This window comes from Roseinatronobacter domitianus, assembly GCF_023336755.1.
Lineage (GTDB): Bacteria > Pseudomonadota > Alphaproteobacteria > Rhodobacterales > Rhodobacteraceae > Roseinatronobacter > Roseinatronobacter domitianus.
In genome coordinates this window covers 131786-155683 of the sequence record NZ_JALZWP010000003.1, presented here as the reverse complement: position 1 = coordinate 155683, position 23898 = coordinate 131786, and the positions used below count along the sequence as shown (strand labels likewise).

The following is a 23898-nucleotide window of genomic DNA, read 5'->3' as shown; positions in this document are numbered from 1 at the left end:
AGCCCGCTGACGGGCCTAGACACTGTCAAGGTAGAGCGCCAACAAAGCTTGGTGTTCAAGCTGTGCAAGGGTCTTGATTTCCTGTCGCTTCGTGCGTGTAAAATTGTCGATCAGGCGTGCCGGGAGCAGCCGTTCCATCAGGTCGGATGTCGCAAAGCGCGCGATTGCGGCGTCCCATGTCGTCGGGATTTGCGGCAAATCCTGTTCATAGGCATTGCCGGTCAGCGGGGCAGGCGGGATCATGCCGTCCGCCAGACCCAGCTCCATCCCGCCAAGGATAACGGCCAGCACAAGATAAGGGTTGGTGTCACCGCCGGGCACACGGTGCTCCAGCCGCCGCGCGGCAGGCGGGCCATTCGGAACCCGGACCGACGCGGTGCGGTTTTCATAAGCCCAGCCGACGCCGGTTGGTGCATGAGCGTTTGGAACCAGCCGGTCATAGCTGCCCGCATGTGGCGCGAAAATCAGCGTGGCATCGACCATGCTGGCCAACACGCCGCCGGTCGCCTTGCGCAACGCTTCCGACCCGTTGCGCGTGCCGTCGTCGAAAATATTGCGCCCGTCGCGATCCAGCAGCGAGGCGTGGACATGCAGCCCGCTGCCAGAACTGTCGGGATAGGGCTTGGCCATGAAGCTGGCGGCAAAGCCGTGCATCCTCGCAAGCCGTCGCACCAGCAGTTTGAACAACCAGGTATCATCGGCCATGCGCATTGGGTCCGGGCCATGCGCAAGGTTGACCTCGAACTGGCCCGGTCCGGCTTCGGATGTGGCGGTGTCGGCGTCTATGCCAAGTGCCTCGCAGCCTGCGTAAAGCGCGTCGAAGAACGGGTTGAACATGTCCATGACCTGCATGGAAAGCGTTGCGGCCCCCCAGTTGCGCCGCCCCGTTGCCGGGTTTGCAGGGGGCGCGAACTGGTCGCCGCTGTCGTCGATCAGGTAGAATTCCAGCTCGGTTGCGGTCACTGCGGTCAGGCCGCGCGCGGCAAGCCGGTCGACCACTGCGGCCAGCGCATTTCTGCCGTCGCCCGCAAAGGGTGTGCCGTCCTCCAGATGCATGGCCATTGGCAGCATTGCCGCTTCCGGCCCGATCCATGGCATAGGCAGCAAACCGCGCGGGGTCGGGCGCAGAAAGCCATCGGCATCGCCGGTGTCGAACAGCAGCGGACTGCCTTCAATGTCATTTCCCAGAATATCCAGGTTCAGGGCCGAAAGCGGCATCTTTGTCTGCCCCGCCATCAGCTTGGGCAACGCACTGGCCGGCATGCGCTTGGCGCGCGCAACCCCGTTCAGGTCCGGAATGACCACGCGGATCTGACGCAGGGTATCTGGGTCTACCATAGCTTAGCGTATATATTGAGGGCGGAACCGGAACCGCGCGCGGCTGCGTTGCGGCAAATGCCGGTTCAAATGCCGCCCGACCAAACCGTACCCCCCTACGATCAACAGCGTCAGGGCCACGAAATAGGCGGCCACAAGCGGATAGGCGACGAACGGATTGAAGGTCTGATCCACGAAATAGCGCGCGTAATAAAACGCCTCGCCCACCTGTTGTCGTGCGGGAAAGGCAGACAGGAACACCAGGGTCGTCGAATGCGTCAGAAAGATCGCCTCGTTCGTGTAGCTTGGCCATGAAAGGCGCAGCATGTTCGGAAAAATCACGCGGCGAAACTTGGTCCAGCCGCGCATCCCGTAAGCATCCGCCGCTTCAAGATCGCCCTTCGGGATGGATTGTAGCGCACCGTAAAACAGCTCTGCCGAATAGGCCGTGGTGTTCAGCACCAGCACCAGAACGCCGCCCACTTGTGCTGTCGTCGACGCCGAGGTGTCGACCGTCAGCGTGATAAAGCCCAAGGGAATATCAATGCCGCTGCGGGGCAACAGGACAAAGGCGGAGTAGAAGAAGAAAAACTGTATAAAAAGGGGCGAGCCGCGAAAGACGAAAATGAACATTGCAGCGGCGCGCGACAGCCATGGGTTTTCGCTGAAACGCGCCATGGCCACCGCGACGGCAAGGCCAAAGCCGATGGCAATCGCGACTGCGGCGAAATAGACATTCCAGATCAGGCCAGACCCGATCAGGAAGACCTGATCGCAAAAAGTAATATCCAGCCCGCGCGGCAAAAGCCGCTCACCAAACTCGCGGCCCAAGGCACGAAAGGCATAAGCCTCGAAGCTTTCCCAACAGGTTCTCATGCCGCAGCCCTTCGCTGGCGTTCACCCGCCGCGGTGGCCTGACCATGCGACAGGCGTCGGCCCAGCCACGCGAAAACACGCTCCGATGCCCATGTCAGGAACAGGTAAAACACCAGTAGAGCCAAGAAATACCACATGCGCCAATCCGGGTGCGGATAGCTGAAGATAGAGGTTTTCTGTCCGCCCAGTTCCCGCGCCCAATAAACAATATCTTGCAGGCCCAGCAGGAACAGCAACGGCGTGGCTTTTATCAGGATTTGCCAGATATTCGACAGGCCCGGCAGCGCATAGACCCACATTTGTGGCAGCACCACCCGCCGAAAGGCTTGGGCGCGCGTCATCCCATAGGCCTCTGCGGTTTCGACCTGCGCGTGCGGCACAGCCTGCATTGCGCCGTGCAGTGTGTTGGCGACGAAAGCCCCAAAGACCAGCGCGAAGGCCAGAACTGCCATGCCGAAGGAATAGGTGGTATACATCCATTGCGGCGACCCGTTGGGCGGCAGTTTCGCCTCTGGGCAGACAAGGAAATCGGTGCCCTGACGGATGGGCTCTGTCCAGTCGGGACAACGTGCTTGATGCAAAAGCCATTCAATGCCTTGCCCCAGCGCAATAGGCACGAACAGGAAAAACACGATATCGGGCACACCGCGCACGATATTGACATAAATTTTGCCAAATCCCTGAAACGGCCAGAACCGCGAACGCAGCGCCAGTGCGCCCAGCATGCCCATGCCAAGCGCAGCCGGCGCGGTGACGGCCAACAGCACCATCACCAACAGGAACGCCCCGTAAAAATCCAGATGGGTCGCCGATGTCAGGTAGCAGGCGAACCAGTTGAAGCCGTCGAGGATGGAGGGGTCAGAGCAAAAGCCGAACATGCGCGCGGGCGGTGGTGCGGGGCCAAAGGGCGGCCCCGCACGCGTGCCTTACTCGAACAGCGGCTGGTCTTCGCCGAACCACTTGGTAATCATGGTATTCAGCGACCCGTCGGCCTTCATCTCAGAGATTACACCATCAAAGGTGGCGCGAAGGTCATTATCGCTCTGACGGGTGCCAACACCGATGCCGTCACCCAGCAGCACGTCGTCGCCAAGGAAGACCAGTTCACCGCCCGAGTCGCCGACATAGGGCTCCAGAAAGGCCTTGTCCGCCAGAACCGCGTCAACCTCTCCATTGCGCAGGGCGGCGATGGTTTCATCCGGGGTGGGGAATTCCAGAAGGTCAGCGTCTGATTCGGCGATATGGCCTGCCTGTATGGTGTTCGACTGCGCCGCGACAACCCCGGACATAGTCACATCCGCATCCGTCCCGGCAAGCGCGATAAAGGCCGAGGGTTCAGGTTGCAGATAGTTCTGGCTGAACGCAATGACCTCACGGCGCGCGTCGGTAATGCTCATACCGGCCATGATGGTGTCATAGTTGCCAGAGACCAGATTGGGGATGATCGTGTCCCAATCATTGATGACCCACTCGCAGGTCAGGCCCGCGCGTTCGCAGATCGCGTCGCCCAATTCACGCTCGAACCCGTCCAACTCGCCTGTGGCGTCGTTGATGAAGTTATACGGAGGGTAGGCCCCTTCGGACCCCATGCGCACCACGTCTTGGGCCAGTGCCGTGCCAGTTCCGAAGGCGGTCAGTGCCAGGCCAAGGATCAGTTTTTTCATGTCATTACTCCCGGTTGGTTATGGTTAATGCGGCTGGCTATGGCTGAGAAACTGTTTCAGCCGCGCGGATTGCGGATTGCCGAACAGGGTGTCTGGTGGCCCCTCTTCCTCTATCCGGCCATCATGCAGGAAAATCACATGGCTGGACACATCGGCGGCCAGTCGCATGTCATGGGTGACGATCAGCATGGTGCGCCCTTCTTGCGCCAGCGCCTTGATAACGCGCACCACTTCCTGTTCCAGTTCAGGGTCCAGCGCCGAGGTTGGTTCGTCAAACAGCAGCGCGCGCGGCTCCATGCACAACGCGCGCGCAATCGCGGCACGCTGTTGTTGGCCGCCCGACATTTGCGCGGGGAAAACATCGGCCTTGTCGCCAATCCCGACCTTCTCGAGGATAGCGCGGGCGCGGGGCTCGACTTCTGAACGGTCCTGTTTCAGAACATGGACCGGCGCTTCCATCACGTTCTGCAACACGCTTAGATGCGACCACAGGTTGAAGCTTTGGAAGACCATCGACAGGTTGGTGCGAATGCGCGTGACCTGTCCACGGTCGGCAGGTTGGCGGTTGCCCCCTGTGCCACGCCAACGCACGGGTTCCCCTTCGAACAGAATCTCGCCCTGCTGGCTGTCTTCCAGCAAGTTGCAGCAGCGCAACAGCGTGGATTTCCCGGAACCGGATGACCCGATCAAAGAGATCACGTCCCCCTTTTGCGCGCTCAAGTTAACGCCTTTCAACACTTCCAACGGCCCATAGGCCTTATGCAGGTCGCGAATCTCAATAACGGGCGTGTCGGACATGTGACCTTGCTGGCATAACGTGCCCGTCATTTCTGCCTAAAAAAAGCGCATTGGCAAGGGTGCACGCACCCGATCGCCTGCGTTGACGCAGCGTCGCCCTCTGATGCCTAGTTGTTGCGCAAGCCCGGCCAGGTGGTTTCGGCACGCGCAATGAAACCGGGAATATCGCGCTCCCAGCGTCGCTGGATGCGGCGATTTGCGTTGAGATAGAGCTTTCCGTCAACAATGGCCCATGCATGCGGGTCGACCGGGGCCAGATATCCCTCTGCGACGGCCCAAGCGCAATTGCCGTCATATTGTGGGGCATAGCGCGTGGGGTCAGCGGCAAAGGCATCACGATTGGCGGACGATGCAAAATGCCAGCGCCTGCCGTTCCAATCCAAACTGTGGGCGGTGTTACCCAAGCGCGGCGCGCCGTCGATGAAATAGGCAACCGGGTCATAGCCATCAAGCATCGGGGCCGCTTGCGCGAATAGCGACGAAGCGGGAAGGCCCAAGAGCGTGGCAGCCAGAATTGCGCGTCGAGAGATCATTCTATCCTCCATGGCGATCACTCCACCCTACGCAACCTCAGCCTGGATCGTAACATCACCCTTGTGTGAATGGCTTGCGACAGACCCTGTGCGCCTGTAGGTGTCTGGCCAAACAGATCAGGAGCAAATGCCATGGCGTCGTATCAATATGTCTACCACATGGATGGCGTGTCCAAGACCTATCCGGGTGGTAAGAAGTGTTTTGAAAACATCCGTCTGTCATTCCTGCCCGGTGTGAAGATCGGCGTTGTGGGTGTGAACGGCGCGGGTAAATCGACCCTGCTGCGCATCATGTCCGGTGCCGACAAGGATTTCACCGGAGAGGCCTGGGCCGCCAAAGGCGCGAAGGTTGGCTACCTGCCGCAGGAACCACATCTGGACCCGGAGCTGGACGTGCGCGGCAATGTCATGCTGGGCGTGGCCGAGAAACAGGCCAAGCTGGACCGCTATAACGAACTGGCCATGAACTACTCCGATGAGACCGCCGATGAGATGGCCGCGCTGCAAGACCAGATCGACGCGGAAAACCTGTGGGATCTGGACAGCCAGGTGGATGTGGCGTTGGAAGCGCTGCGCTGCCCGCCCGACAACGCCGATGTCGAAACCCTCTCAGGGGGCGAGCGCCGCCGCGTGGCGCTGTGCAAGCTGCTGCTGGAAGCGCCCGACATGCTGCTGTTGGACGAACCGACAAACCATCTGGACGCGGAAACGGTCGCGTGGCTGCAACAGCACCTGATCGACTACAAAGGCACGATCCTGATCGTCACCCATGACCGCTACTTCCTGGATGACATCACCGGCTGGATTCTGGAATTGGATCGCGGACGCGGCATTCCCTACGAAGGCAACTACTCGGCTTGGCTGGAACAAAAGGCCAAACGGCTGGCGCAGGAAGCACGAGAGGACAAATCGCGCCAGAAATCGCTGGAGCGCGAATTGGAGTGGATCAGGGCCGGGGCAAAAGCGCGCCAGACCAAATCCAAGGCCCGCATTTCCGCCTATGAGGAAAAGGCCAACCAGTCCGAGCGCGAAAAGGTTGGCCGCGCGCAGATCATCATCCCCAACGGCCCGCGCTTGGGCGGCAAGGTCATTGACGTGACCGACCTGCGCAAAGGGTTCGAGGATAAGCTGTTGATCGAAAACCTGTCGTTCCAACTGCCGCCCGGCGGCATCGTCGGCGTGATCGGCCCGAACGGCGCAGGTAAATCGACCCTGTTCCGCATGTTGACGGGCCAAGAACAGCCCGATGCAGGCACAGTCGAATTCGGCGATACGGTGCAGCTATCTTACGTCGACCAGTCGCGCGACGCGCTGGATGACAACAAGACCGTGTGGGAAGAAATCTCTGACGGGTTGGACATTATCCAACTGGGCGACGCCGAAGTGAACAGCCGCGCCTATTGCTCTGCCTTCAATTTCAAGGGCGGCGACCAGCAAAAGAAGGTGGGCCTGCTGTCGGGCGGTGAACGCAACCGCGTGCATATGGCGAAACTGCTGCGCGCGGGCGGGAATGTGCTTCTGCTCGACGAGCCGACCAACGATCTGGACGTGGAAACCCTGCAAGCGCTGGAAGCGGCGCTGGAAGATTTCGCGGGCTGCGCGGTCATCATTTCGCACGACCGCTTCTTCCTTGACCGGCTCTGCACGCATATTCTGGCCTTTGAAGGCGAGGCGCATGTCGAATGGTTCGAAGGCAACTTCGCGGCCTATGAGGAAGACAAGAAGCGCAGGCTTGGCCCGGACGCGCTGGAGCCGAAGCGGGTGAAGTACAAGAAGTTTACGAGGTAGAAACAAATGAAATTGATTCGTTTAAACAAGTCTGATGGCACTTGGAAAAGCTTGGAAGATCAGTGGGCCGCCGAGTGTGATGGTTTTGGTGAAGACTATGAGTCGTATGCTGGAGCCTCGGTTTCGACGCTTCGTGAAGAGTGTGACGATGGTGAGATTGATGCTGATACAGGGGTTTTCTCACTACAAGATGAAACGAAAAAGCACCATGCAGCATGTTTTTTGAACTCCACCTTACTCAAGGGCTACGCAGGAAAAGTCCTGCGTGTGCGACATCTAGTGCTTTCCCCCTACTATGATTTTGAGGAACTCACGGAAGGCGACTACGCTGAAGTGCAAGCTTACTTTTTCAATGCTCTGCTGCAGTGCTCCGAAGAAACCCTACCCAGCCCACACGTAAAGTTGCACTATCGCAGCCCTAATGATCGTCAATTTTTTGCCGCATTGGCGATGCAACTTCGTTTTGCTGGACAATCTTGGAAGGTTGATTCAAAAGGGATGTGGCTACACTTATCAAAAGTGTAACGTTTATGGGGTAAAGCTGCTACGAAGCCCCGAGTGGAGGAAGCGATGCTCACGCATTTGGAAATGAAAGCTGCTGTAAGGAACGCGATCGAAGCTGTTGGATTGGATGCTTTCAAACGAACTTCAATGTTCATGTCGAATAACAAGGCATCTGTGGCAACGGTGCGCGACGATACGGCCAAAGCCGCCTAAAATCGCTCTATTATTTGAAATTCGCGCCGTGCAGAACCGATCTGCACGGCTTCTTTTTTATGATGTGTTGGGATGCTCCGATGTCAGTTTCTGTTGTTCCCGTCCTGACCTCTGACGCGCAAGCCGATGACTTTCTGGATCAAGACCTTTCGACGCTCGATTTCGCGCAATTCAAGCCTGCGTGGTTCAAGACACCGAAACCCAAGCCCAAGCCCCAGCCCCAGACCTAACCCCATCTTGCACCCGCCCCGCCAATCGGCGACAAGCCCTGTGATCCGTTCCAAGGGGCCTGACCCATGCAGACACCTGCCCTGATCCTGGCCTATATGGCGTTCTCGCGCCTGTCCGCGCCGATCTGGCACGCGGCGCTGAACTGGCGTGCGAAGAAGGGCAAGGAAGACCCCGCGCGCTTATCCGAACGCTGGGGCCACCCCGTGCAGGCCCGCCCCGATGGCGAACTCCTGTGGCTCCACGGTGTCAGCGTAGGCGAGGTGACGGTGCTTCTGACGCTGCTCGACCGCCTGTCGCAGACCCGCCCGCAGACGCATTTCCTGCTGACCTCGATCACCCGCGCCGCCGCCGATGCGATGGCCAAGCGCCAACTGCCCCCGCGCGTCATTCACCATTACGCGCCCGCAGATTACCCCGGTGCCGTTGCGCGGTTCCTAGACCATTGGCGCCCCGATGCGTTTGTGCTGTCGGAAATGGACCTCTGGCCGCGCCTGCTGGCGGAAACCCACAAACGCGGCATCCCCATGGTCATCCTCAACGCCCATGTCACTCCGCGCCGCCTGCGCAACCGCAAACGCGCGGCCAGCGCCAATGGCTGGCTGATGGACCTGTTTGGTGAAATCCATGTGCAGGACGACCGCTCGGCAGAGCTATTCGCCCAGATCGGCGCGCCGATGGGCAAGATCAGGGTCACAGGGTTGCTAAAAGCCGCGTCGACCCCGCCGCCCGACCACGCGCAGGCCCGCGCTGAAATTAAAGCACAAATCGGCGACCGCCCGCGCTGGCTGGCGGCGTCCACCCGGACCGAGGAAGAGTCGCAGGTCATGCAGGTGCACGCACAAGCGTTGGACGCTTGCCCGGATCTTCTGATGATAATCGCGCCGCGCCAGATGCGCGATGCCGACCGCACAGAGGCCGATGCGCGGGCCGTATTTGACTCCGCACGAATTGCCCGCCGGTCCCAGGGCCAGCCGATTACGCCTGAAACACAGGTCTATATCGCTGACAGCATGGGCGAGATGGGGGTCTGGTTGCGGCTGGTGCCGGTCGCTTATCCCGGCCAGTCTTTGCCGCTGGAGGGGCGGGTCATGACCGGCAAGAACCCGTTTGAAGCCGTGGGGCTGGGAGTGTTGGTCGTGCATGGTCCGAATGTCGGAAATTTCCACGCGGCGTATGACCTGTTGGCCACGCACGGGGCTGCATTATGCGTGCCAGATACCGCCGCCATGGCGCAGGCAGTGGTCGATGCGCAAGACCCTGACTTTCGCGCGCGTTATTTGGCAAAGGCCGCCCGCGTGCAGGCGCAGGTCATGGCCCCGCTGGACCGGGCGTTCGAGACGATAAGCGCCATGCTGCCAAGCGATCGGTGTAGTTGAAATACCGGTTTTCCCGGTGGCCAAGGCGCGGTAATGACGTGGCATAGCAACGGAAAGGTCTGAGACATGGACAAGCTTCGGGTTTATATCGGCTGGGATTCGCGCGAGGATATCGCGTATCAGGTGGCCAAGCAGTCGCTGGAAAAGCACGCCACTATCCCGGTCGAGGTGATGCCGATCAAGCTGCAAGACCTCGTGGATCAGGGCTTGTATACGCGAGAGATCGACCCGCTGGCCTCGACCGAGTTCACCTATTCGCGTTTCCTCGTGCCGCATTTGGCGGGCTATGAGGGTTGGGCGATCTTCGTGGATTGCGACTTCCTGTTCTTCGGCGATGTGGCCGAATTGCAGGATTACATGGACCCGTCCAAGGCCGTGATGGTTGTGCAGCACGATTACGTTCCCAAGGAAACCACCAAGATGGATGGGGTGCCGCAATCTGCTTATCCGCGCAAGAACTGGTCGTCCTTCATGCTGATGAATTGCGGCCATCCCAGCACGCAGCAGCTGACGCCGGAACTGGTGAACCGTGAAAGCGGCGCCTTTCTGCACCGCCTGCAATGGGCGCAGGATGACGAAATCGGCGCGCTGCCGACCGGATGGAACTGGCTAGAAGGCTGGTATGACAAGCCTGACACTGGCTACCCGCAAGCCGTGCACCACACGCGCGGCGGCCCGTGGTTCAAGGAATGGCAAGACGTGGATTATGCCGCCGAATGGCTGGCAGAGGCTGCGGAGTATGAGGCGAAGGACGGGAACTGACAAACGTCAGCTAGGCCCTGCCGCTCTCGTCTAGATTGGCGGGGTTTTTGAACTTCAGGAACACATTCTCGAATGATTGCTTATCGCCCAGAGATTGACGGCCTGCGCGCGATTGCGATCTTGCCGGTGGTGTTCTTCCACGCCGGGTTTACCCTATTTCAGGGTGGGTTCGTCGGCGTAGACGTGTTCTTCGTCATTTCTGGCTACCTCATCACTTCTATTATATTACGCGATTTGGAACAGGGGCAATTCACCTTCCGGCAGTTCTTCGAGCGGCGCGCGCGGCGCATTCTGCCCGCGCTGTTTCTGGTCATGGCGGTGTGCATCCCGGTCGCGTATTGGCTACTGCTGCCCCCCGCGTTCAAGGATTTCGCGGAAACCGCAGCGGCGGTGGCGCTGTTCCTGTCCAACATCCTCTTCATTGACCGGCTGGATTATTTCGCCCCGGCGGCAGAATTCAACCCGCTTTTGCACACATGGTCGCTTGCGGTCGAAGAGCAGTTCTATCTGATCTTTCCGCCCATAGTGCTGCTGGCATGGCGATTGGGCGGCAAACGCGCGGCCTTTTGGACCAGCCTTGTTTTGCTGCTGTGCAGCTTCGCGCTGAGCGAGGCCGCCTGGCGGATCAAACCGGCGCAAAGCTTCTTTTTCTTCCCGACCCGTGCATGGGAGCTGTTGGCAGGCGCGCTATGCGCCTTTGCGCTGTCATCAACGGCCATACGCACCCGTTTGCATGCCCTGCCGCGCATGCTGCGCGAGGCGGTCGGTATCGCTGGTTTCGGCGCGATTTTGGCGGCGATCTTTTTGTATGACAAGTCGGTGCTGTTCCCGTCCTATGCTACGCTGCTGCCCGTCTGCGGCGTGGTGGCGCTGATCTTGTTCTGCGACAAGGGCACCGTTCTGGGGCGTGTTTTGGGCTGGCACGGGCTAGTTGCGGTCGGGCTTGTCAGTTACAGTGCGTATCTCTGGCACCAGCCGCTCTTTGCCTTCACCCGGATCTATTTGGGAGCCGAGCCTGCGCTGCATGTGATGTTGTTGCTATGCGCCTTGGTCTTTGTGCTGGCGGCGCTGAGCTGGTTTCTTGTCGAGCGCCCTTTCAGGCATCATGGACAGGGTCGGGCGCGGTTCCTGCCGCAGCGCAAGGCCCTGTTTGCCGCCGTTCTATCTTGCATGGCGGGCTTTGTCGCGTTCGGGGTCTGGGGGTTGCAGACCGAGGGGCGCGCGGCGCTGTGGCTTGCGCAGGCAAGCGACGAAGATCGCCGCACCTTCGAAGTGCTGCAAGACGCCGATATGATCGCGCGCTATTCTGACCCGACCGAGTGCCGTTTCGTCTACCGCGCCCCAGAGCTTGATACAGCCTTGGCGGCCCGCTTGGCGGCATGCCGCGACCAATATGGCCCCGGCGTTGCTGTGCTGGGCGACAGCCACGCGCTGGACCTGGTGGAAGGTCTGTTCGCGGTCAGCGACACGCCATTCCTGTTCGGCCTGTCGCGCGCGGGGTGCAGGCCCGGCACGCCCGAGGATTCGTGCAATCTGGACCCGTTCCGCGCACTGGTGGCGCAAGACCCGGGGCTGTTTCGCCATGTGATCCTTGAAAGCGCAGGCCAGCATATGGTGGCCGATGCCGCCGGGCGTAGCGCCGAGCGGCTGTTCCGCACTTTCGGTCCAGAGATGCCGATCCCCTTCATGGAGCTAGTGGTCAAGACAGAGTTGATCGGCGCGATCGGTCGTTATCTTGAGTCCTTGTCGGTCCATGTGCCGGTGATATGGTTGACACCGCGCATCGAAATGCACCTGCCCGACAGCTATGTCATGGTGAAAGGATGTCGCCACGATTTCGCCCTGCGCCCGGGCCAGTCGGAACTATTCGACCGCATGACGCAAGAGATCGCCCGTCGGGCGCAAGCCATGGCGCGGGTTTCCGTGGTCGATCAGATGGCCGTGATTGATCTGCAAATGCCGGATGACTTTCTGAATTGCCAGCGCAGTTTGTGGACCGACGAAGACCACCTTAGCGCCGCCGGGCGCGAAGCCTTTGCCGCCCGTTTGGCCCCGGTTCTGCTGGCGGAGTAGCCCGGCTCAGACCACGCCGGCGCTCAGGCGATCATGCAGGCGAATCATGCTTTGCACCGCTTGCGCGTCATCGACCACGCAAAGCGCGTAAACCGTTTAAAAGCCTTGGTGATTTTATTCATCTTATCATGGCGACATGTGGGCGGGCGCATATAACCAGTCGACGAAGGGTGTCCCCAGCTTCGCACTTACTGCATATCCACGCTCTATCAAAAACTCATGGGCGGCCATGTCCGCTGTCCCCTTGGCCACTTTGCGCTCTTTCATTTCCATCATCACAAAAGGTTTGCACCGATCCAGAAGAGCATACGCTCCATGAAGGGTTTTCAATTCATATCCTTCAACATCCAATTTCAGGAACAGAACCTCTGTCATCTCAAGGCTGTCGAGCGTGACTGCCGGAATATCGCCCGTGCCGCTTACTTCGCGTGAGATAGAGCGTCTGAAAAGCCCCGGCGTGCCCATGCTGACGCCGCCGGGCGCGTCTGACACTGCTTTTTGATGCACGGTAATCCGGTCCTTCAGCCCCCAATCGGCGACATTACGCTTTAGACAATCGAAGGTGTCTTGCGCAGGCTCGAACGCATGAACATGGCCGAATTGCCCGGCCATGTGGCGCGCATAGGCCCCGACATTTGCGCCCGCATCAATGGCCACGCTGGCCGCCATGCGTGCATCGCCGACCTGCACGCGGATATGGGACATCGCGTCTGTCAGGTGGTGCAACTGCGTTCCATGGCCGCCGTTTTCATAATTCGCCTTGGTTTTGCGCAGGTTCTTGAACCAGAATGTATCTACATCCGGAACCCAGTATTCGCCGACCTTCTTCATGTTGCCTTACCTTTGTTTCAGGCGCGTGATCGACGCCCTCGATGTTATGAAATTTTCGGTCCGCACAAATCTTCAAACCACCCCTGCGCGCAAGCAATCATGCAGCCGGATCATGCCTTGCACGTTTCCTGCCGCGTCCACCACGCAAAGCGCATTGACCTTCTTTCCGTTCATCACCGCCACAGCTTCGGACACCAGTGCGTCGGGCTGGATGGTCTTGGGGTTGCGGGTCGCGACATCTGCGGCGCGGCGTGTCATCAACCCGTCCATGTTGCGGCGCAAGTCGCCATCGGTAATGATGCCGGTCAGGCGCTGCCCCTCGATGATGATTGCCACACCGTAGCCGGTGCCGGTCATCCGCATCAGAACATCGGACATCGGCGTGTCCTCTGCCACCAGCGGCAACATGTCACCGGTATACATCAGGTCCGCCACGCGCAGGAATTGCGCGCCTAGCTTGCCGCCGGGGTGAAAGACGTGAAACCGCTCCGGGTTAAAGCCCTTGCGGCGCATGACCGCGACCGCCAGCGCATCGCCCAAGGCCATGCTGGCCGTGGTCGAGGTGGTGGGCGCCATGCCGATTGCGCAGGCTTCGGGCACATCGGGCAGGGCGAGCACGATATCGGCACGGCTGCCAAGCGTGCTGTTTGGTGCGCGCGTGATCGCGATCATGGGAATGTTGAACCGCCGGGTATAGCCGATGACATCACTCAATTCGCGCGACTCGCCGGAATTGGACAGCAAGATGCAGCAATCATCCTGCGTTATCATACCAAGGTCGCCATGGCTGGCTTCCGATGCGTGGACGAAATGCGCAGGCGTCCCGGTAGAGGCGAAGGTCGCCGCCATCTTGCGCCCGACATGGCCTGATTTGCCGATGCCCACGACGATCAGCCTGCCTTTCAAGCCAGTCAGTATTTCCACGGCTTGCGCAAATTCGGCCCCAAGCTCATCGGCCATTCTGCCAAGGGCGCGCGCCTCTGTATGCAGCACGTCGCGGCCTGCGGTGATTGCATCTTCGATCACTTGGGACGACACTTGCGCGACCTCTTGTTGTTGCTGCTTTGCGCCTTACCGCGCGGTGTCAGGCCAAGTCAATCTTGGGGTGCGGGTTTCGGCTTGGGGCGCGGCTTCTAAATCGGGTAAGCAGGCAGAATGAAACCGGAAATCATGGCAGTTCTGGCAATTATCGCGGGTGGAGCCTTGGGCGGTCTTGTCCGCAGTTGGATATGCACGCGCCTGTCCGGAGCGCGCGGGATCGCAGTCGTCAACACGACCGGTAGCCTGGCGCTGGGGGTGGTGGCGGCGAACGCCGCGCCCGGCAGCTTGGTTTGGCTGTTTCTGGCAACTGGCGTTCTGGGGGCCTACACCACGGTATCCAGCTTTGCGCTAAACACCGTGCAGATGTGGCAAGCAGGAGGGCACGCGCGTGCAGTGGCAAATGTCGCAGGCTCTGTGATGCTGTCGGTTGCGGCTGTGGCGCTCGGCTTTTGGCTGGGCGGTCTATGAGCCTCTGGGTCGCCCTTGGAGCCGGCATTGGTGCAGGCGCACGGGCGGGGCTGTGGTGGCTTTTGCCGATTTACGGCACCTTGGCTGCGAATGTCGCGGGCTCGGTTCTGATCGGTCTATTGGCGGCTTTGCCCTTGTCGCCACGCGCACGGTCCTTTGGCATGACGGGGTTTTGCGGCGGCTTCACCACCTTTTCACTGTTCGGATTGGAAACGCTGCTTTTCCTGCAAGCGGGCAACTACGCTGCCGCCGCGCTTTACGTCTCGGCAACACTTGCGTTATCGCTTGGTGGCGTTGCCTTCGGCCTTAGGCTTGGAAAGCGCGTTCATCTTGCCCGAAATACTCCGCCGGGGTGAATGGGCCGCAAGGCCCAGAGGGGGGCGCGCAGCCCCCCTTTACAGGTTCTCTACCTGCGGCAAGCCCATGATGTGATAGCCGCCATCGACATGCACAATTTCTCCCGTGGTATGCGCGCCGTAGTCGCTGGCCAGAAACACCGCCGCACCGCCCACGCTGCCGAGCGTGGCGTTTGTCCGCAAGGGAGCGTTTGCCTCGGTATGGCGGTAGGTCTTGCGCGCGCCGCCGATGGCCGCGCCTGCGAGCGTTTTCATCGGGCCGGGGCTTATCGCGTTCACGCGAATGCCCTCCGGGCCCAGATCATTGGCCAGGTAGCGCGTGGCGCTTTCCAGCGCGGCCTTGGCCACGCCCATCACGTTGTAAAACGGCGTCACCTTGTTGGACCCTTGGAAAGTCACGGTCAGCAGGCAGCCGCCATTCGGCATCAACTCTGCCGCGCGGCGACCCGCATCAATGAAGCTGTAGCAGCTAATATCCAGCGAATGCGCAAAGTTTGCGCGGCTGGTGTCGCGGAAACGGCCCGTCAGTTCGGCCTTGTCCGAAAAAGCGATGGCATGGACCAGAAAATCCATGCTGCCCCAGCGGTCTTTCAGCGCGGCAAAGGCGGCATCCATGGACGCATCGTCGCTGACATCGACATCCAATAACAGGTCGGACCCGACACTCGCGGCCAAGGGTTCCACGCGCTTCCCGAAGGCTTCGCCCTGGTAGCTGAAGGCAAGTTCCGCGCCCTCGGCCGCCAGTGCCTGCGCGATTCCCCACGCGATAGAGCGTTCATTGGCCACGCCCATGACCAGCCCGCGTTTGCCTTGCATCAGACCTGTCATGACAGCCCCCTTAGTCGCGCCAGGCGCTGAACAGCAGTGTCGCGTTGGTGCCGCCAAAGCCGAAGCTGTTGGAGAGAACCGAATCCAGTTCCACGTTTTCGACCAGCGATGTGGCGATTTCGCCCTCGCGGATGGCCGGGTCCAGTTCGCTTACATTAGCAGAGGCGGTGATGAAATTGCCCTGCATCATCAGCAGCGAATAGATCGCCTCATGCACGCCGGTCGCACCAAGGCTGTGGCCGGTCAGCGACTTGGTGGATGAGATGGGGGGCACATTGCCCTCGCCCCAGATACGGCGGATGGCTTCAACCTCTGTCACGTCACCTGCGGGGGTCGAGGTGCCATGCGCGTTGATGTAGCTGACCTTCCGGTCTTCGGGCAGGGTGCCAAGCGCCAGCCGCATCGACCGCTCGCCGCCTTCACCAGAGGGGGCGACCATGTCATGCCCGTCGGATGTGGCCCCATAGCCTGTGACTTCGGCATAGATTTTGGCACCGCGTGCTTTCGCGTGTTCCAGTTCTTCCAGAACCAGCATCCCGCCACCGCCAGCGATGACGAAGCCGTCGCGGGTGGCGTCGAACGCGCGCGCGGCGGCTTCGGGCGTGTCGTTATACTTGGACGACATCGCGCCCATCGCGTCAAACAGGCAGGACAGGGTCCAGTCCAGCTCCTCGCCTCCGCCCGCGAAGACAATGTCTTGCTTGCCCATCTGGATCAGTTCCACGCCGTTGCCGATGCAATGCGCCGATGTCGAACAGGCCGATGTGATCGAGTAATTCACGCCTTTGATTTTGAAGGGGGTCGCCAGACAGGCAGAGTTCGTGGACGACATGCAGCGCGTGACCATGAATGGTCCCATGCGCTTGGGGCTGCCCTTTTCGACCACGATCTTGTGTGCCTGAAACAGGTTCGATGTGGACGGCCCGCCCGATCCGGTCACAAGCCCGGTGCGCGGGTTGGAAATATCCGCTTCCTCTAGCCCGGCATCCGAAATCGCTTGCTCCATGGACAGAAAGTTATACGCAGCACCCGGCCCCATGAAGCGGAGGTTGCGCTTGTCGATATGGTCCTCAAGCACAATTTTCGGTTCGCCTTTGACCTGGCTGCGGAACCCGTGTTCAGCATATTCCGGGGCAAAGACAATGCCCGACCGCCCTTTGCGCAGGCTGTCCGAAACTTCCTCGGCGTTGTTCCCAATGGGCGAAATGACACCCAGACCTGTAATGACCACGCGACGCATTGGCGTCCCCCCTTGTATTCATGCCGCCAGCCTGTCTAGGGCAGGCACGCTGTTAGGGCAAGGCCGCAAGCGTGATACTTGATTGGCGCGAGTTATTGCGCGGGCGCACAGTTTTTGGGGGCTTGGGGCGCCATTGCAAGCAATTCCCGCAACCCACAATTTCCGCGCACAAGGTCTTGCAGCGTTACCATGTCCAATTCGTGGTAGAAGGCGTCCAGCGCGCGTGTAATGTAATTTCGCAAGCGGCAGGCGCTGACAAGCGGGCAGGTGTTGCCCTCTGGCGAAAAGCACTCGGCAAAAGGCGTGCCGGATTCGAAGATGCGAAACACTTCCCCAATAGAGATGTCTTCGCTGTCGCGTGACAGCTTCAATCCGCCGCCGCGCCCGCGCAATGTTTCGACAAACCCGTGCTCTTGCAACGTGTGGACAACCTGCAACAGGTGATGCACCGAGGCATTGCAGCGCTCGGCAATATCGGCGGTGCGCAGCTTTTCGCCGTGGTTGATCCCGCAGGTCATCAAGACCCGCAGGGCAAGGTTTGTTCTGGTCGTCAGGCGCATGGCTCTCCGCTTTCGGTTGGGGCTTTTGTAACCGGATTTGCGTGAAATGTCCTGATCTGAATCAAATTGGGTTGGTCTGCCGCCACCACCCCACCTGTTTTGTGCGGCAGAGTGCCTGCCGGGTTAGCCCTCTGACAGGGCGACTTTCATGTCCTTGACCTGATAGATGACTTCGCCATCGGCCTCGACCGTTCCATCGGCCACGCCCATGGTCAGGCGGCGGGTCTGGATCGCTTTGGTAAAGTCCACCTTGTAAGTCAGCATCTTGCGGTCGGGGCGCACCATTCCGGTCAACTTCACCTCGCCCACGCCAAGCGCGTAGCCGCGACCCTGCCAGCCACGCCAGCCAAGGTTGAAGCCGGTCAACTGCCACAGGCCATCAAGGCCCAGACAGCCGGGCATGATGGGGTTTCCGGGGAAATGACATTCGAAAAACCACAGGTCGGGCGTGATGTCGAATTCCGCTGTGATATGCCCTTTGCCATGCAATCCACCATCCGAGGATACATCCGTGATGCGGTCCATCATCAGCATCGGCGGCGCGGGCAGTTGCGCATTGCCGGGGCCGAACAATTCGCCGCGGGCGCAGGCCAGCAGGCCCTCTTTGTCAAACGAGGTCGGGAACTGGGACATATCGGCACTCCTTATTTGGCGTTGCACGGGTTTATCACCCTCATTTGACGGGCCGCAAGACCGCGTGGTGCCCCCTGCGACCTGTTTTCATTTGAATTCTGCGTCGCGCGCGCGTATTTAATAGGCATGGATACGAATTTTGCAGATATCACCGATGCCGCCATGCAGACCGGCGCAAGCTGGTTGTCCGGCGCGCAAGTGCGGCCAACGCGTCAGCGTTTGTCATTGGCCAGCCTGCTGGTGGGGGACGGTTGCGATCGTCATGTGACCGCCGAAGGGCTGTTCATTGCCGCAAAAGAACGTGGTGAAAGCGTGTCCCTCGCGACCGTTTACAACACGCTTCGGGCGTTTTGCGACGCTGGGCTGATGAATGAGATCACGGTCGATGGACAGAAATCGTATTTCGATACATGCACCGACGATCACCCGCATTTCTTCTGGGAAGATACTCAGGAGCTGAGCGATGCGCCGGCGTCCGAGCTGGAAATCAGCCGATTGCCTGCGGCACCAGCGGGCGCAGAGATCGCACGCGTTGATGTGATTATCCGTGTCCGCCGCAGCTAAGCTGCCTGCGCCTAGTTTACAGGGTAATCAAGCGCATCCCGTAAAATAGTAGCGCTGACAGCAAGGCCGCTGCCGGCACTGTTACAACCCAAGCGGCAAGTATTGTTACGAAATGCCCGCGCCGCACGACCTTTCTGCGGGTCCGCACTTCGGGGGGCGATGTTGTGTCCAGCCTGTTTTCTTTCAGAATACGCTCGTGATACCACTCGCGAAAGAAGCCGACCCCGAACACTGCTCCGATGGCGATATGGGTCGAACTCACTGGTAGCCCGAGTCCCGACGCGAAGATCACCGTAATCGCGGCGGCCAGTGCCACGCAATAAGCGCGCATGGCGTTCAAGCGTGTGATCTCGCTGCCGACAATATTCATAAGTTTCGGCCCAAACAGCAAAAGCCCTACAGACAGGCCCACAGCGCCAATCAGCATGACCCAAAGCGGGATGGCGACGCTGTCGGACGCGCCCCCATCCTGCACGGCATGAACGATAGCGGCCACCGGGCCGATGGCATTTGCGACATCATTGGCGCCATGCGCGAAGGAGAGCAGCGCGGCCGAAAATATCAGCGGGATGTTGAACAACACCTTGAGCGATTTCTTGCGGTTCTCCATACCCTTGCTTTGGTATCGGATCACCGGGCGCATCGCGATGGTCAACACGATTCCAACCGCCAGCCCCAGCAGCAGCGCGTTCTCGAAGCTGATCTTGTAAATCTTGCTGAACCCTTTCAGCGCCAGATATGTTGTAAAGCATCCGCCCATAATGCCGATCAGTATCGGAACCCAGAAGCGCGCGGCGTCTATCATGTTGGGGCGGTAGATGATCCGCGACTTGATGATTCCAAGAAATGCTGCGGCAAACAGCCCCCCTAGCAGGGGCGAAATCACCCAGCTGGCCGCGATCCGGCCCATCATCTCCCAGTTGACAGCGCTGAGCCCTGCGGCGGCAATGCCCGCGCCCATCACGCCGCCCACAATGGAATGCGTGGTGGAGACGGGCGCGCCGACCCATGTTGCAAGATTGACCCAAAGCGCGCCGGCCAGAAGGGCGGCCATCATCGCCCAGATGAAAGTCTGGGTTTCGGCCACCGCCTCTGGCGAGATAATGCCGCGCGACACGGTGCCGACAACATCGCCCCCGGCGATCAGGGCACCTGCTGTTTCGCAAATGGCCGCGACAATCAGTGCTGTGCCGATGGTCAGCGCGCGTGCGCCCACTGCCGGGCCCATGTTGTTTGCAACGTCATTGGCGCCAATGTTCAGCGCCATATAGGCGCCGATAATGGCGGCGGCGACAACGATCAGCCCCAATGGGTCGAAACCGATCAGCGCGGCCGCAATGATCCCGGTCAGGGCCATGAACGCCAGAGCAACCCCAGACGCGACCAGCGGGCGCGATGTATAGGCCATGGCCTGTTCCATCGCGGAAATCTTGCCAAGATCCTTGTTCAGGGTTTTCCACGATTTCTCGAACTGCTCTGCCACGCCCGTCGATTCCCTTGTGAAGGTTTTGTGACGACGGGGGATAGCACCGCTTCTGCGGGGCGGCAACGGTCCCCGAAGGCTGTGGATAACTGTACGATTTTTACAAAATCTTTACAATGATGCCAGTAAGCGCGCCAAGTGTGGGTTCTGGACCGCCGAGGCGGCCTTTTGCGGGCTGGCCCATTGACGGGTGCGCTTGTTCGCTTCGGGAAACGTATCGGAGGTTTCGGTCACATCCAGTCGGAATACCTGCGCGCGGCATTGCACGGGCAGCCCGCTGCTTTTGATCTTGGTATAGGTGAATGCGCCTACCGGGTCCGTTGTAATCCGCCCGCGCACTCCGGCTTCTTCCCACGCTTCCTGAGCGGCTGCCTCTGCCAACGTCATCCCGTCCATCGGCCAGCCTTTGGGGATCATCCACAATTTGCGCGTCAGGGTCTGGATCAGCAACACCTCCGTCCCGCGTGCGCCGTTGCGCAAGCAAAGCGCCGCGACCTGCACGAACGCGGGCCGCACGAATTCCAGCGCGTTGTTCAGGATGTCTATGGGCCTGCTTGCGGTATTCATCTGCTCGTTCCTTCATTTCGGCCCGCGTGCCATGGTTATGTATCAGTTTTATGACGCTTAAGCGCATTTGCGCATCACATCTTCATGGGTCTTCACGAGGCTCGGCCCGGCCAGCTTTTATGCCAGCGCGATGCGACTTCGCGTCAAGCCGTCTGCGCTTGCTGGCCAGCGTTGGCCGCGTGGCAATGCGCGGTTTGGGCCGTTTGGTGGCCTGCACGATCAGCTCTGCCAACCGGGCGCGCGCAATTTCGCGATTACGGGTCTGGCTGCGCGTCTCCTCCACCCGCAAAATTAACGCGCCATCCTGCGTCCAGCGCCGTCCGGCCAGCCGTCGCAGGCGCGCCTTGACGGGATCGGTCAGGTTTGGGCTGCGCGCGGCTTCGAACCGCAATTCCACCGCAGATGACACCTTGTTCACATTCTGCCCGCCCGGTCCTTGCGATCGGGTAAATGTTTCGGTCAATTCCCAGTCTTGCAGGGTGATTTCATCAGTTATGCGCATCTTGCTTTCGCCGGTGAACGAAAGGGCCGCCCAAATAATGGACGGCCCTAAACGAGCTTCAGGAGATGGAGCCGAATTAGAGCACGGCCCAATCAAAAAGGGTTCCCCATCGGGGCTGCCGTCAGGTTTTGCCCCCTCTGACTGTCTTCGCACCTCTCTCCAACATCACTCTAGACACTGGACCACCTCCTTTCATTACGTTGCTGTTAGGAGAATGGTGGCACATATTTTGTGTTTGTCAAAAGAAATTATGCGACAGGTTGCGTCATTTTCGAAACGATCAGGCGGAAAGGCACTAGTGCCAGCAGCGCGAGCGACAGTTTGACCGCCCAATCTGCGACTGCGAGCGACACCCAAAGCGGGGCTTCGGGCCCAAAACCAAGCAGTGGCAGGATTTCCCCGGCCCATGACACGTCATTGGCGGGTTCCAGGAAAATCAACGACGCAGAAAACGCGATGCTGAAAAATAAGGCAGTATCCAGCGTGGACCCGACCAAGGTCGATGCCAACGGCGCGCGCCACCATGCTCCGCCATGCTTGTCTTCGCGCAGGCGGTCGAAAATCGCAACATCGACCAGTTGGGCCACCAGAAACGCGGTGCCCGACCCCAGCGCGATGCGCAATGTCACCAATGGACCGAATTCGCCCATGATCTGCGTGCCGATCAACGAACAGATAACGCCGACGGCGAAGCCGACCCACACAACGCGGCGCGCGGCTTGGGGGCCGTAGACGCGGTTCATCACGTCATTGACCAAGAAGGCCAGAGGGTAGGTGAACGCCCCCCATGTCAGCCAGTTTCCGAACAGGAATTGAACAAGAATATTCGAGGCGACGACAATGGCCGCCATGGCGATTACGCCGGGCAGGTAAGTGCGGGTCATGTATATGGTCCGTTTTGACAAGGTTGCGGAGACTTGTGCCTTCTGAAAGGCAGGGCGCGCATAACCTGCGCGCCCGATTTTGGCAAGAGGGGCGTTGCCCTAGCGCGCTTTCAAAGCATCGCGAATTTCGACAAGCAACTCTTCGCTCGTCGGGCCTTTCGGTGCTTCTTCCACGGGCGCTTCTTCTTTCTTCTTGCCCACACTGGCTACCCGGTTCACGCCCTTGACCAGCAGGAACACCACCCATGCAATAATCACGAACTTGATGACCGCGTTGATGAAATTGCCGATCATGAATTGAGCTTCGCCCAGCCCGAAGCTGATGCTGCTGAAATCAACCCCGCCGATGATCAGTCCGATCAGCGGATTGACCAGATCATCCACCAGCGAGGTGACGATGGCGGTAAAGGCCGCGCCGATGATGATACCCACGGCCATGTCCATGACATTGCCGCGCATGATGAAGGCCTTGAACTCGTTAAGCATGTTATACTCCTGATGCTTTATAATAGCGTGTAGGGTAATGCTGCGATGTGATAGACCTGTAAAGCTGGAATCAGCGTGGCAAGGCGCCTTCAGTCACATAGCGCAGGATTTGGGCGACCTGTTCGGGCGTTTCGACCACGGCAAGGGCGGCGGCATCGACCTCTTTCAGGGCGTGCTGGTGGTCGGCCCCGTGCATCACGATCAGCGATTTGCCAAGTGCGGCAGCGTAGCCTGCATCGAAGGCGGCGTTCCATTGCTTGTATTTATCGCCGAAGCGGACCACGACGATATCGGCCTCTTCTATGGCCTTGCGGGTTCGGATAGCGTTTAACTTCGCGCCTTTATGATCGTGCCAGAACTTGTTGTCCTCTGCGCCCAGAATGGCCACACCGCAATCATCCGACGCTGCGTGGTCGGTGACGGGCGCGCTGAAAGACACCGGCAACCCGTCAGAAGCGGCAATCAGCGCATCGCGCCAATCACTGTGGATCTCGCCGGCAAGATAAATGGCATAATGCATGGTGTTTCCCCTTTGCTGCTTTTTGCTTGCCCTAGCATAGCGCGGGCCAACGCAAAACCCGCGCTTGGTATGCTATGCCATGTTGCGATGAGGGGCATTCTGTGGCAAGCACAGGCGGACAGAAACTGAACCGGAGAGTTCACATCATGCCGGACTTCACCGCCCGTCGCACCATGATGGTGGACACGCAAGTGCGCCCCTCGGATGTGACCAAGTTCCCGATCATAGACGCGATGCTGCGTATCCCGCGCGAGGTGTTCACGCCAGAGCGCCTGATCGAGGCTGCCTATATGGGCAATAATATTGATTTGGGCGGCGGCCGTGTGCTGCTGGAACCCCGAACATTCGCCAAGATGCTGGATGCGCTGGAAGTCGGAAATCGCGACCTTGTGCTCGATATTGCCTGCGGGACGGGCTATTCTGCGGCGGTTCTGGCCCAGATCGCTCAAGGTGTCGTCGCGGTAGAGGAAGACACGGTGCTTGCTGCGGAAGCCCAAGCCGCACTGAGCGCCACTGGCTGCGACACTGTTGTGCTGCACACCGGACCGCTGACGAACGGTGCGCCGGACTATGCGCCTTACGACGCCATGATCTTGCAAGGCGGAGTAGAGCAGTTTCCCGATGCCCTGACCGACCAGTTGCGCGAGGGCGGACGTGCGGCTTGCCTGTTCGTTGAAGGATCGCTGGGTGTGGTGCGTATTGGTGTGAAGCAGCAGGGCCGCATTGCATGGCGCGACGAATTCAATGCAGGCGCGCCGGTGCTTCCCGGTTTCGAACGCGATCACGCTTTCAGCCTGTAA

General features: G+C 59.8%; 29 protein-coding genes. 11 read left to right on the top strand and 18 right to left on the bottom strand.

What is annotated here, in order from left to right; genetic code table 11:
• Positions 1-15 precede the first annotated feature (15 nt).
• The 6 genes from M3N55_RS04775 to M3N55_RS04750 all read right to left on the bottom strand — a co-directional run bounded on the left by M3N55_RS04775 (position 16) and on the right by M3N55_RS04750 (position 5188).
• Positions 16-1338 (bottom strand): glutamine synthetase family protein, encoded by a 1323-nt coding sequence (locus M3N55_RS04775; protein ID WP_249056908.1) that lies wholly within the window; start codon positions 1336-1338, stop codon positions 16-18.
• A gap of 3 nt (positions 1339-1341) precedes the next feature.
• On the bottom strand, positions 1342-2193 hold the full coding sequence (locus tag M3N55_RS04770) for an ABC transporter permease (protein ID WP_249056906.1): 852 nt from the start codon (positions 2191-2193) through the stop codon (positions 1342-1344).
• A complete protein-coding gene (locus M3N55_RS04765; protein WP_249056903.1) occupies positions 2190-3071 on the bottom strand; it encodes an ABC transporter permease in 882 nt (293 codons plus the stop codon). The genes M3N55_RS04770 and M3N55_RS04765 overlap by 4 nt, the downstream gene beginning before the upstream one ends.
• 48 nt (positions 3072-3119) lie before the next feature.
• Positions 3120-3857, bottom strand: a complete 738-nt coding sequence (locus M3N55_RS04760) for a transporter substrate-binding domain-containing protein (protein WP_249056901.1) — start codon at positions 3855-3857, stop codon at positions 3120-3122.
• Positions 3858-3881: 24 nt separating this feature from the next.
• Positions 3882-4655: an ABC transporter ATP-binding protein gene (locus tag M3N55_RS04755; protein WP_249056900.1), complete on the bottom strand. Its 774-nt coding sequence runs from the start codon at positions 4653-4655 to the stop codon at positions 3882-3884.
• A gap of 107 nt (positions 4656-4762) precedes the next feature.
• On the bottom strand, positions 4763-5188 hold the full coding sequence (locus M3N55_RS04750) for a YHS domain-containing (seleno)protein (RefSeq protein ID WP_249056898.1): 426 nt from the start codon (positions 5186-5188) through the stop codon (positions 4763-4765).
• A gap of 132 nt (positions 5189-5320) precedes the next feature.
• Between M3N55_RS04750 and ettA the strand changes: the two genes are divergently transcribed.
• From ettA to M3N55_RS04715, 7 genes are all read left to right on the top strand, one after another.
• A complete protein-coding gene (ettA, locus tag M3N55_RS04745) occupies positions 5321-6976 on the top strand; it encodes an energy-dependent translational throttle protein EttA (RefSeq protein ID WP_249056896.1) in 1656 nt (551 codons plus the stop codon).
• Positions 6977-6982: 6 nt separating this feature from the next.
• Complete coding sequence (locus tag M3N55_RS04740; protein ID WP_249056894.1) at positions 6983-7501, top strand: hypothetical protein; 519 nt, start codon at positions 6983-6985, stop codon at positions 7499-7501.
• A gap of 45 nt (positions 7502-7546) precedes the next feature.
• A complete protein-coding gene (locus tag M3N55_RS04735) occupies positions 7547-7693 on the top strand; it encodes a hypothetical protein (RefSeq protein WP_249056891.1) in 147 nt (48 codons plus the stop codon).
• Positions 7694-7773: 80 nt separating this feature from the next.
• On the top strand, positions 7774-7923 hold the full coding sequence (locus tag M3N55_RS04730) for a hypothetical protein (protein WP_249056889.1): 150 nt from the start codon (positions 7774-7776) through the stop codon (positions 7921-7923).
• 66 nt (positions 7924-7989) lie between these two features.
• A complete protein-coding gene (locus M3N55_RS04725) occupies positions 7990-9300 on the top strand; it encodes a 3-deoxy-D-manno-octulosonic acid transferase (protein WP_249056888.1) in 1311 nt (436 codons plus the stop codon).
• Positions 9301-9366: 66 nt separating this feature from the next.
• Positions 9367-10062 (top strand): hypothetical protein, encoded by a 696-nt coding sequence (locus M3N55_RS04720; RefSeq protein ID WP_249056886.1) that lies wholly within the window; start codon positions 9367-9369, stop codon positions 10060-10062.
• Between the two features lie 72 nt (positions 10063-10134).
• Positions 10135-12135 carry an acyltransferase family protein gene (locus M3N55_RS04715; RefSeq protein WP_249056884.1) on the top strand — a complete coding sequence of 667 codons (2001 nt, stop codon included), beginning with the start codon at positions 10135-10137 and terminating at the stop codon, positions 12133-12135.
• A gap of 126 nt (positions 12136-12261) precedes the next feature.
• Here M3N55_RS04715 and M3N55_RS04710 read toward each other — a convergent pair whose 3' ends face one another.
• Together M3N55_RS04710 and M3N55_RS04705 are read right to left on the bottom strand one after the other, a co-directional pair.
• Positions 12262-12966: an FkbM family methyltransferase gene (locus M3N55_RS04710; protein ID WP_249056883.1), complete on the bottom strand. Its 705-nt coding sequence runs from the start codon at positions 12964-12966 to the stop codon at positions 12262-12264.
• A 72-nt stretch (positions 12967-13038) separates the two neighbouring features.
• The gene (locus M3N55_RS04705) at positions 13039-14004 is read right to left on the bottom strand and encodes a KpsF/GutQ family sugar-phosphate isomerase (protein ID WP_249056881.1); all 966 of its coding nucleotides are present in this window, start codon (positions 14002-14004) and stop codon (positions 13039-13041) included.
• 117 nt (positions 14005-14121) lie between these two features.
• Here M3N55_RS04705 and M3N55_RS04700 point away from each other — a divergent pair, with 117 nt between their 5' ends.
• Positions 14122-14475: a fluoride efflux transporter FluC gene (locus M3N55_RS04700; protein WP_249056879.1), complete on the top strand. Its 354-nt coding sequence runs from the start codon at positions 14122-14124 to the stop codon at positions 14473-14475.
• On the top strand, positions 14472-14831 hold the full coding sequence (locus M3N55_RS04695) for a fluoride efflux transporter FluC (protein ID WP_249056877.1): 360 nt from the start codon (positions 14472-14474) through the stop codon (positions 14829-14831). Before M3N55_RS04700 ends, M3N55_RS04695 begins: the two co-directional genes overlap by 4 nt.
• Positions 14832-14870: 39 nt before the next feature.
• On the opposite strand, the gene M3N55_RS04690 is transcribed toward M3N55_RS04695, so the two are convergent.
• The 4 genes from M3N55_RS04690 to fabA all read right to left on the bottom strand — a co-directional run bounded on the left by M3N55_RS04690 (position 14871) and on the right by fabA (position 18092).
• On the bottom strand, positions 14871-15659 hold the full coding sequence (locus tag M3N55_RS04690) for an enoyl-ACP reductase FabI (protein WP_249056876.1): 789 nt from the start codon (positions 15657-15659) through the stop codon (positions 14871-14873).
• Between the two features lie 10 nt (positions 15660-15669).
• A complete protein-coding gene (gene fabB, locus M3N55_RS04685) occupies positions 15670-16899 on the bottom strand; it encodes a beta-ketoacyl-ACP synthase I (RefSeq protein WP_249056874.1) in 1230 nt (409 codons plus the stop codon).
• Between the two features lie 92 nt (positions 16900-16991).
• On the bottom strand, positions 16992-17459 hold the full coding sequence (locus M3N55_RS04680; RefSeq protein ID WP_249056872.1) for an RrF2 family transcriptional regulator: 468 nt from the start codon (positions 17457-17459) through the stop codon (positions 16992-16994).
• A gap of 123 nt (positions 17460-17582) precedes the next feature.
• Entirely contained in the window at positions 17583-18092 is a 510-nt protein-coding gene (gene fabA, locus M3N55_RS04675; RefSeq protein WP_249056871.1) for a bifunctional 3-hydroxydecanoyl-ACP dehydratase/trans-2-decenoyl-ACP isomerase, read from the bottom strand.
• Between the two features lie 126 nt (positions 18093-18218).
• On the opposite strand from fabA, the gene irrA reads away from it, so the two are divergent.
• On the top strand, positions 18219-18656 hold the full coding sequence (gene irrA / locus M3N55_RS04670; RefSeq protein ID WP_283163873.1) for an iron response transcriptional regulator IrrA: 438 nt from the start codon (positions 18219-18221) through the stop codon (positions 18654-18656).
• Positions 18657-18672: 16 nt separating this feature from the next.
• Here the strand turns inward: irrA and M3N55_RS04665 are convergent, their stop codons facing one another.
• From M3N55_RS04665 to M3N55_RS04640, 6 genes are all read right to left on the bottom strand, one after another.
• Positions 18673-20139, bottom strand: a complete 1467-nt coding sequence (locus M3N55_RS04665; protein ID WP_249056869.1) for an inorganic phosphate transporter — start codon at positions 20137-20139, stop codon at positions 18673-18675.
• 111 nt (positions 20140-20250) lie between these two features.
• Positions 20251-20706 carry an NUDIX hydrolase gene (locus M3N55_RS04660; RefSeq protein ID WP_249056867.1) on the bottom strand — a complete coding sequence of 152 codons (456 nt, stop codon included), beginning with the start codon at positions 20704-20706 and terminating at the stop codon, positions 20251-20253.
• 82 nt (positions 20707-20788) lie between these two features.
• Positions 20789-21208 (bottom strand): alternative ribosome rescue aminoacyl-tRNA hydrolase ArfB, encoded by a 420-nt coding sequence (gene arfB / locus M3N55_RS04655; protein ID WP_249056866.1) that lies wholly within the window; start codon positions 21206-21208, stop codon positions 20789-20791.
• A 248-nt stretch (positions 21209-21456) separates the two neighbouring features.
• Complete coding sequence (locus M3N55_RS04650) at positions 21457-22092, bottom strand: queuosine precursor transporter (RefSeq protein WP_249056864.1); 636 nt, start codon at positions 22090-22092, stop codon at positions 21457-21459.
• A 99-nt stretch (positions 22093-22191) separates the two neighbouring features.
• Positions 22192-22578, bottom strand: coding sequence for a large conductance mechanosensitive channel protein MscL (gene mscL / locus M3N55_RS04645; protein WP_249056862.1), 387 nt, complete (start codon positions 22576-22578; stop codon positions 22192-22194).
• Between the two features lie 70 nt (positions 22579-22648).
• Positions 22649-23098, bottom strand: coding sequence for a YtoQ family protein (locus tag M3N55_RS04640; protein ID WP_249056860.1), 450 nt, complete (start codon positions 23096-23098; stop codon positions 22649-22651).
• Positions 23099-23244: 146 nt separating this feature from the next.
• Here M3N55_RS04640 and M3N55_RS04635 point away from each other — a divergent pair, with 146 nt between their 5' ends.
• A complete protein-coding gene (locus M3N55_RS04635) occupies positions 23245-23898 on the top strand; it encodes a protein-L-isoaspartate O-methyltransferase family protein (RefSeq protein WP_249056858.1) in 654 nt (217 codons plus the stop codon).